The following is a 6,479-nucleotide window of genomic DNA, read 5'->3' on the forward strand; positions in this document are numbered from 1 at the left end:
CAAGATGAAAACAATGCAATTGGTCGCTTGGCCTTACATAGATTGTGAGTAACGAGGGATATCAGATGCCCTCAAACAACCAGATAAACAATGAGTTGGAATTTACACCAACATTTGGGACTCAACAGTCGAACCACAACAAGCACTACCAATTACATCCCATGTAAGTGGTAAAGTGAAAATGGTTTTGATACACCCAACTGAGGAGATTGTGTATGATTTTCTGAGAGAAGATACTTTCAGAGGCGTTACTGATATCACAGATCTCGTTAAGGAGCTTCAGAATAACTACGATCTTGTTTATGTTTCTATTTCTGATATAGGGTATGGTCAAAAACTCAGTATCTATAACATGAAAAAGTCCGCCCGGTTATCTGCAGGTAACGGGTCGGTTGAATGTGCTGACTTCTATGATGTTGAGATTTCATCAACTGGGCATGACCGTACCCCATTTTATAGACCAGTTTGTAATGGGCAACTTTCTTTGACATTGTAGGCATCAATAAACTCGTAGGGAGCCATAAAATTCAGAGACCTGTGAGGTCGTTCTTCATTGTAGTGGCCAGCCCAATTCATAATTACTTCCTTTGCTTCAACTAAATTAAGGAATATGTGCCTGTCAAGACATTCCTTCCTCATTTTACCGTTAAAACTCTCGATAAAGCCATTCTGTGTCGGCTTTCCCTTGGCTATGAATCCTAACTGTACTCCTGTTTCATCAGCCCACTTGAGCATTACCTTGCTGGTGAATTCAGGACCATTGTCGCATTTGATCGCTTTGGGAAGACTTCGTTGTTCCGCAAGCTGATTAAGCTCTCTGACCAGTCTGCTTCCCTGTATTGAACTGTCGATTATATGGAGGACACTCTCCTTACTGAAGGTGTCGATAAGGTTGAAGACTCTGAACTTTCTGCCATTCTCCAGGGTGTCGGACATGAAGTCCATTGCCCATACCTGGTTGGGTGCTGTTGCTTTTTCCAAAGGCACCGGCGCTCTTTTGATATACTTCTTGGGACGTCTGGACAACTGAAGTCCGGCGGCTTTGTAGATCCTCTCAACCCGCTTATGATTGACTTTACCAAACTTCCTTCTTACTAAGACTACTAATCTTGGCAAGCCATAGCTTTGAGACCTCGGAGCGACTACTTTCTCACGCAAATACTTCTCAATGGCGACATTTTCCTGCTTGAGTCTCACCTGGTATCGAAGAGTATTCCGGTTTAATCCGATTATCCGACAGGCATGCCGTTCACTTAGTCCGTGAGTCATAATCACCCCGACAGCTTCACGTCTATGCCGGGGCTCTACCATTTTTTTGATAGTACATCCTTGAGGGCTTCTATCTCCAAGCATCTTTCCGCCAGGAGCTTCTTAAGCTTTGAATTCTCCAACTCTAAATCCTTAAGCTTCTGGATCTGGTTGTTTTCCATACCACCGTATTTGCTCTTCCAAAGGTAGAAAGTGTTTCTGGCTATGCCATACTTCCTGATGATCTCGGTGACTTCAGTACCTGCTTCGTGTTCTTTCAGTATCTTGATGATCTGTGCTGGGGTAAATCGTTTACCTTTCATTATTCCTGCTTCTTTTCTTATTGCCTCAGTACAAGTTAACACTTGAGAGCGAGCGAACAAGTGTTAACTTGTACTGAGGGTGCGTTCGAGTAAATAAGTCCATTTGATACTGGTGCAGTTTTCGGGGGTACGGTCAAGCGACCTACCCATTAACCAGTTATAATCAGATAATGTTTACCCAGCTTCTGCGATGCTCCAATCCTATGATGAATTGGTCGAATGATATCCAGGCACTGTGTAACTTGGGAAAGAATCAACATTTCTACCTCAAGTCCACAGGTTTTCATTTGCAAAAAGGTTGAAACTGGATTTGCAAAAACGGTGATACCAGATTTGCAAAAAGGTTGATACTGAATTTGCAAAAAGGTTGAAATCGATTTGCAAAAAGGGTGATACTGGGGTCTCACTAAAACCGGCGATTTGCAACGAAAGTGATACTATTTGCAATTTCACTTGATACTCTATACCTATTTGATGAAGGCGATCTTCCGGGTGAGGCTGGTGCCGCCGCTCTCCAGACGGAGAAAATAGATACCCGCGGCGCAGGAAGAACCGCGGACGTCGCGGCCGTCCCAGAGTTTTTGGAAAGTTCCGCGTGCGGTGTTTTCGGCGAAGAGTTCGCGCACGAGCTGGCCTCTGGAGTTGAAGACCCGTAGGCTGGCAGGTCCCGTGGCCATCACCGAGAAGCTCACCAAAGTCTTTTCCGAAAAGGGATTGGGGAAACTGGCCAGGCTGAGGTCCACCGGCGGAACTTCGGAGCCGGGCTGCGAACCCAGGCTGAGCGAGGTGAGCAGGGTTTCGCTTTCCAGGTACACTTCGTGGTGGCCGGGTTCATAGACGGCGGCGAGTTTGATCTGGTACCAGAGGTTGGGATCGAGGTCCCAGATCCAAACGGAGCGGTTCTGCGCGGGTAATTCTTTTACGCTCCATTGGGAGGCGGGGGCGTCCCAGGGCTTGCATTTAAGCTCAAAGTGGTGGGGATCGGTGTAGGAATGCCAGTCCAATCGCGCCACCTGGCCGTCAACAACTTGGAAATCAGTCAGATAGGGAATACAGGTGAGTCCGCTGGTGGGGCCTATCTCCAGGCCGCCGGCGATGAAATCCTCGATGAACTGGCTTTGGGCGCGCAGATCGTCTAGCCCGGCGCCCACGAAATAGACGCTGTAATAGCTGAGGCTGTCGCCTGGGGCGAGATGCAGCCTGCCGTTCGGATCCGGGTCAGCGGAAGTGGGCTGGGCCCCGCAGAGGCAGTTCAGAAACCGGGTGTCGCCCCACATCGGTTCCTCGGTAAGCTCGTCGCCGTCGGAGTGCAGAGGGTAACAATAGGCCGGATCAATGCTGCGTCCGGTCAGCAGCCAGTATTTTTCATTGGCAGTGGGATGCGGCGCGTAGTTCAGGGAGCGGGCGTCGCTGTCGTTGGGAGAAAAATTCAGCCGCCAGGCCCAGCACGACCTGCCGGCCTCAAAACCGGGCAGGATCAGCTTGTTTCCCAGCCAGTTGGGGCTGAGCCCGCCGTCGCCGTCATTGTCGCGCGAGTAGGCGAAATCATATCCAGAATCGCATCCGCTGAGGTCGTCGTTCATTCCGAATTCGGTTTGCCCGGCGGGGTAAATATCCGCGTCGGCGAATTCGCCCAGGGCAAGGTCAAAGATGCTGTCCTGAACGCTGGTGTTGTAGATAGTGTTCTGGCAGACCAGCATGCGGTCGAGGTTTTGCAGGTTCCAGGCGTAGGATTCCCTTTTTACGGCTATCCCCAGGGGATAATGCTGGTTGTATTGGCGGAAGGTGCCAAGGTCGCGCTGTCCGCTTGTTCCCAGTGGACAGAAGTCGTAGAAGAAGCCGCTGAGGGTCTCGAAGCCCGGGGTGGCAAAGTTGGCTGGCTGAGGCTGGCTGAAGCAATAGGTCCCCAGGGGATCCGGCCAGGCGAAATCCCGGGGCGCGGGGAAGCCCAGAATGCTCTTCAGAACGATGTCCTGGGCATTGTATTCCGGGTATATGTCCGCGCTCGCGGCGAGGGGATTGTAGGCTGGCAGCAGTTCCAGGACGTCCCCGTAATAGCCGCCGTATCCGGCAATGATGTCGCAGCCGACGCTGCTGAGGGTGTCCACCACCGCTTTAAGGCCGGGATGCCAGTTTGGAGCGCCTTCGAAGGTGGTGCCGCTGCTGTCGGCGGAGGGATTCTGCGCCAGCCAGTAGAGCTTGCGGCCCTCCGCGTCGCGGCGCTGTAGTTTGCCTCCGATCCAGATGGAGCCTATGCTCAGCAGTTTATCCCCGCTTAGCGTGGCATAGCTCAGATCTCCGCAGTAGCCATAGTTGTTCACTTCCAGCCTGAGGCTGCCGGCGCTGTGCGTTTCGGGGTGAAGCATTTTGGATCCCGGCAAAAAATGAGGCGGCAGGGCGGCCATGACTCCGCAAACCAGCAACAGGATGGACACAAATGAGCGTTTCATGGGCGCCTCCCCCAGAGCGCATCATGATCCAACAAACGATTCAGAACCACATCCAAAGCGGGTTCCACGTCCTCCGGCTCCAGATAGGAAAGCGGGATTCCGAACACGAACAGCCGCTCGTGCTGATAGCCCGCGTGCTTGGAAGAGTAGAAATCATACTGCTCCTGCGTGGGTGGCTGGACCGGATGGTCAACCGGTTTGCAGCCGAACGCGTGGTAAAAGCTGGCGGCCAGGTCCGGATCGAACCAGGTGACCGGCCCGAGGCCCTCGCGGGCCCGCACCAGCGGATTGAAGGCGTCCTCGATCATCAGGTCCATGTCGAATTGGTTGTTTTGGGCTTCCGACCTCACAAAGAAGGCGTTACTGACCCAGGACTGGGACAGCGCGCCAAAATCCGTGCCGCTGTCGATCCCGAAGCGAGCGGACACAAAGCTGTGGGCGCTGGTCCGCAGGTCTTCGAGCGCGTTGTTGAGGTTGGCCCCGGCGCTCAGGACCACGGCACCCCCGGCGTCCAGGTAGATCTCCAGCGGATCGACATTCTGCCAGAGATTGATATTGCTGCTGGGATTGTCCGAATGCCAGACAACTGCCAGATAGTTTTGCATCAGGACTGGCGAAACGGTGAGGGATGATCCCGTCTCCGTCTGCGCGTCCGTGTGGCCCAGCGGGCCCCAACTGATGGGAAGAACACTGGTGTAGAAACTGTCAATATAGCTTTCAGGCGCCGTCGAAGGATTGTGGCGGGTGTCATCCACGATCAGCAGTCCGCTGCGGTTTTCCCGGGGCACAAAGGGTGTTAGATTAATCGTCACGTTCGCCGGATCGCTGATCGCGCCTTGCAGATCGACCGCGCAGACCTCGAAAACATGCTCTCCGTCCGCCAATCCGCTCAAAACGCAACGCCGGGAATCCGCCTGGAGATTGGGCACGCGCAGCCAGGTTTTGCCGTGATGGGTGATCTGCTGGGTCTGGATGAACTGGGCCAAAGCGGGGAAGGGAGCGCCGTCCAGCCGCAGGTCGAACTGCGCCACCAGGCTATGGTAATTCTGCTCCGTGCCGGCGTCCAGGCAGATATTGTATTCCGGGTCGAAGGGATCGCCGCTGGGAAAAAATGTCCCCTCCATGCCAGGCCAGGGCGGAATGGAGGTTCCATACTGCCCCAGATAGCCCCACTGCAGATGCAGCCTGAGGTCCGGGGAGTTGATCGCCTCCCAGCCAGTATCCGTCTGCCAGAGGTTTCTGTTTTTGCGCTCACCAGCCGGTGGGATCAGGTCATGGTAGTAGAGTTCCTCCCTCGGATTTACACTATAGTGGTGCTGTCCCAAAGCCACGAGGGTTTTGGCATAGATCAGGGCCTTGGGCTTGAAATTGCCCTGAACCTTGAAATGAACGCTGTTTGGCGTGGCTTGCTCGATCCCCTGGCGGCTCACGAGATAGCACTCAAACTGGGTGTATTCTCCGGAGGCGTTTTCCGCCAAAGCTGGATCGGTGGCTGCGTTCAGCCGCACCCGGCGCAGGTCCGCCATCTCCAGGGAACTGTGCCATTCTCCTACCGAGATCACCTCCAGGTCCTCATCCAAAATGTTCAGCCGGAACTTGAAGTGGTCCGCGTAAAGGCCGTCCACATAGATGTCGCCGACCACCTCGCGCAGGGCGAATTCTATCCCGCTTCCCGTCACGTCTCCGGGCTCGATGCCGGAATTGATCAGGCTGCCCAACAGGCGGCCGCTCTTGAAGCCGGAGCTGTATGTCTCTATCTTATCATCGCTTGACTTCACCCGCAGCCCGGCTTTTATAACCAGGTCGCCGATCTTCCCCCCGCTGGAAACGAAGTCGAAACTGAGGCTGCTTTGGGTGGTCCAGATCGTTCGGTGCGGTCCTGCCTCCGCTAGAGGAATCCCGGGGTCCGCTCCGGGCGCGCGGAACCACAGCCAGCCTTCGGGATCGGCAAACCAGCCCGGCGGCAGTTCGCCGCTCAAAGTCTCTATCCGCCAGGCGAAGAGAGCGTCTTCCGGCTTCTCCGGACCCGCGGAAAGGCCCTGCCGGTAGATATATTCGTCCCCCGCCCGGGGCAGCTTGTCCTCCGAAAAAACCAGCATCCCGGCCGTGGACTGGGGCGCGGTGAGCCCTTCCCTGCCGCAGGAAATGAGCAACACCAGCAACGCCAGGCCCCAAAAAGATATCAGCAGTTTTTTCATGGGCAACTCCCGCCAGCTTATCTTATTTATTAACCAAGGAACACAATATCATTTTCTCCTTGCATCTGTCAAGCATTATCTTAATTCCCCCGCAGTAGTTCAGTAGATTTAAGACCTTTGCGTAATACCAAAGTGTCCAGCTTTCCAGGATCTACTTTGTAGTTATCCACAATTTTTCCAGAATTTCCCAACATGAACCCTGAAAAAGCTCAGTTATCCACATATTTTGCCCTCATTCCATCCCGTTTCCCTCATTTTCA

The 6,479-nt window shown here is 53.8% G+C and carries 4 protein-coding genes; all 4 read right to left on the minus strand.

Going from position 1 to position 6,479, the window contains the following annotated elements; genetic code table 11:
• Positions 1-453: 453 nt before the first annotated feature.
• The 4 genes from LHW45_10720 to LHW45_10735 all read right to left on the minus strand — a co-directional run bounded on the left by LHW45_10720 (position 454) and on the right by LHW45_10735 (position 6,219).
• Entirely contained in the window at positions 454-1,311 is an 858-nt protein-coding gene (locus tag LHW45_10720) for an IS3 family transposase (protein ID MCB5286042.1), read from the minus strand.
• Positions 1,305-1,571 carry a transposase gene (locus LHW45_10725; GenBank protein ID MCB5286043.1) on the minus strand — a complete coding sequence of 89 codons (267 nt, stop codon included), beginning with the start codon at positions 1,569-1,571 and terminating at the stop codon, positions 1,305-1,307. Before LHW45_10725 ends, LHW45_10720 begins: the two co-directional genes overlap by 7 nt.
• Before the next feature lie 467 nt (positions 1,572-2,038).
• Positions 2,039-4,021, minus strand: a complete 1,983-nt coding sequence (locus LHW45_10730; protein ID MCB5286044.1) for a T9SS type A sorting domain-containing protein — start codon at positions 4,019-4,021, stop codon at positions 2,039-2,041.
• Positions 4,018-6,219 carry a hypothetical protein gene (locus LHW45_10735; protein MCB5286045.1) on the minus strand — a complete coding sequence of 734 codons (2,202 nt, stop codon included), beginning with the start codon at positions 6,217-6,219 and terminating at the stop codon, positions 4,018-4,020. Before LHW45_10735 ends, LHW45_10730 begins: the two co-directional genes overlap by 4 nt.
• Positions 6,220-6,479: the final 260 nt, after the last annotated feature.

This window comes from Candidatus Cloacimonadota bacterium (assembly GCA_020532085.1).
In the GTDB taxonomy this organism is placed as follows: domain Bacteria; phylum Cloacimonadota; class Cloacimonadia; order Cloacimonadales; family Cloacimonadaceae; genus Syntrophosphaera.

Coding starts and splice junctions, on each gene's coding strand:
- LHW45_10720 (MCB5286042.1), bottom strand. CDS start 1,311: ATGGTAGAGCCCCGGCATAGACGTGAAGCTGTCGGGGTGATTATGACT.
- LHW45_10725 (MCB5286043.1), bottom strand. CDS start 1,571: ATGAAAGGTAAACGATTTACCCCAGCACAGATCATCAAGATACTGAAA.
- LHW45_10735 (MCB5286045.1), bottom strand. CDS start 6,219: ATGAAAAAACTGCTGATATCTTTTTGGGGCCTGGCGTTGCTGGTGTTG.
- LHW45_10730 (MCB5286044.1), bottom strand. CDS start 4,021: ATGAAACGCTCATTTGTGTCCATCCTGTTGCTGGTTTGCGGAGTCATG.